The organism is Nostoc sp. (assembly GCF_036917935.1).
Lineage (GTDB): Bacteria > Cyanobacteriota > Cyanobacteriia > Cyanobacteriales > Nostocaceae > Nostoc.
Window position 1 is genome coordinate 1 of sequence record NZ_JBALEL010000031.1, and the last position, 2,378, is coordinate 2,378.

Here is a 2,378-nt window from a genome sequence, read left to right on the forward strand (position 1 = left end):
GAAAAGAAAGCATAGGATGTGGTATCAGTTCCAGCACCACCATTAATCGTGTCAAAGCCAAAGCCACCATCTAGGAAGTCATTGCCATCACCACCAAACAGTTTGTCATCACCAAAATTCCCATAAAGACTGTCATTACCATCAAAACCTCTGAGAGTATCGTTGTCACTACTGCCGAAGACAACATCATTGCCATTAGTTCCGTAATAATTAATTGCCACGAGAGTTGTTCCTTAATAAAGAGTAATTGTTAATATTAGAACTTACACATCGACAGAAAAATAATCATGTGCAAAAGCTGGAATTCCCTTTTTCACCTACTTCTGTGACTGCGATTATTTCCTATTAGTCTGACAACTAAAAAATAAGTTGAGTCAGCGAGGTAGGTATAGGTCATGAGTGGAAACTAGATTTCCAACTTGGGAAATAGGAACAAGGGAAAACTTCTTAATCTTATAAGGAGCGCTCATCCATACAATTGTTTATTTGTACAGTGTGTAAGTTCTAGATATAAGCTAGGTAAGCAGTGATTCTCACGCTTAACAGTCTCATATTAAGTAACCAGTGTAATTATGCAAGATTACGGAAAAAAGAAAAAACTTTATGCAACTAGCTCCCCTGTTCCCAATTTTATACAACATTCTCCAGCCGAGTTTTCCCAACTGCCTTTGGGGTGGAAATCCGCATATTAAAGCGATCGCGCTCACATTCGATGATGGGCCCCATCCTCAATACACACCCGAAGTCTTGGCAGTGTTAGATCGTTACAAGATTACAGCGAGTTTTTTTTGGTTGGGTGTTTGCGTCAACCGTTCACCAGCCATTGCTAAAGCCGTTAGCGATCGCGGACACTGGATCGGATTACATGGCTACGATCATCGCTCTTTTCCGATGCTTTCCCCAAATCACCTGAAGGACAGTTTAGAAAAAACCCAAGCTGCTATCTACAATGCCTGCAACCTGCAACCTGAACAAGTGCGAGATGTCCGCCCCCCCAATGGTTTATTTACACCTGCTACTTTAAAATTGTTCTTTCAGTGGAATTACCGCCCAGTTATGTGGAGCGTTGTACCAGAAGACTGGGTGCGACCAGGTGTCACCACGGTGGTACAACGAATTATGGAGCAGGTCAAAAATGGTTCAATAATTGTTTTGCATGATGGTGCTTGCGGTGGACAAGATGTTGCTGCCACAATTCAAATTCTCATTCCACAACTGCTACAACAAGGTTATGAGTTTGTAACTGTTGATACTCTATGGCAGCAAGTTAAGACAAACCATTGACAAGGAGACAAGGATTGCTCTCAATAGGTTGGGCGATCGCTAAATCATCACGTTTCCTAATCATATAAGTTACGGGTCGTGATGCGTAAAGCCCTCGTCATTCATGCGGGGGATATAAGCGAATGGTTGAATTTATTCAACCGCCAAGATTGTATAAAGTTTTTCAACTCCTCTGATATTTTATACCAGCCATGATAGTATAAGATGGGAGGTAAAAAGATGCTTGTATTTGAGTTCAAAGCTTATGGGAAGTCAGCACAAATAGTCGCAATAAATGATGCAATTCGTACTGCCAAGTTCATTCGTAATAGCTGTATTCGGCTATGGATGGACGTTTTAGATATAGGTAAAAACGATTTGCAAAAATATTGTGCTGTCCTTGCAGCTAACTTTCCCTTTGCTAATGAACTCAACTCAATGGCTAGGCAAGCTTCTGCTGAACGAGCATGGTCTTCTATCTCTCGGTTTTATGATAACTGCAAGAAAGGTATTCCAGGTTTAAAAGGATATCCTCAATTCCAGAAAGATTGCCGTTCTGTTGAGTACAAAACCTCAGGCTGGAAACTTGCACAAGATCGTAAATCCATAACCTTTACCGACAAAAAAGGTATTGGGCGATTAAAACTCAAAGGTACTCGTGACCTGCATTTCTACCAAATTAACCAAATTAAACGGGTAAGATTGGTAAAGCGTGCGGACGGTGTGTACGTTCAATTCTGTATTGATGTAAACCGTTTTGAGAACATAGAGCCAACTGGTAATACAGTTGGTCTAGATGTCGGTTTAAAAGAATACTACACCGACTCTGATGGTGTAATGATTGAGAACCCTAAGTTTCTTCGTCTTGGTGAAAAAGTTCTCAAACGTTCACAACGTCGAGTTTCAAGAAAGGTAAAAGGTTCAAAAAATCGGGGTAAGGCTAGACAGATTTTAGGAAAACGCCACCTCAAAATAAGTAGGCAACGTCTTGACCATGCTGTGAAATTAGCGCGGTGCGTAGTTCAGTCTAACGATTTGATCGCCTATGTTAGCGAAGCGGGGCGCTCTTAGCGCACAGATTTGAGGATTAAAAATCTGGTGAAAAATCATTGTTT

The 2,378-nt window shown here is 41.0% G+C and carries 2 protein-coding genes and 1 pseudogene; 2 read left to right on the forward strand and 1 reads right to left on the reverse strand.

From position 1 onward, the window contains the following. On the reverse strand, window positions 1-221 hold a 221-nt coding region (locus tag V7K62_RS13535), incomplete at its 3' end, for a calcium-binding protein (RefSeq protein ID WP_442937278.1). Window positions 222-603: 382 nt separating this feature from the next. Between V7K62_RS13535 and V7K62_RS13540 the strand changes: the two genes are divergently transcribed. Together V7K62_RS13540 and V7K62_RS13545 are read left to right on the forward strand one after the other, a co-directional pair. Continuing rightward, a complete protein-coding gene (locus V7K62_RS13540) occupies window positions 604-1,284 on the forward strand; it encodes a polysaccharide deacetylase family protein (RefSeq protein WP_334864700.1) in 681 nt (226 codons plus the stop codon). Between the two features lie 219 nt (window positions 1,285-1,503). Continuing rightward, window positions 1,504-2,310 (forward strand): annotated as a pseudogene (locus tag V7K62_RS13545) (RNA-guided endonuclease InsQ/TnpB family protein); the annotation flags it as partial. Window positions 2,311-2,378 lie beyond the last annotated feature (68 nt).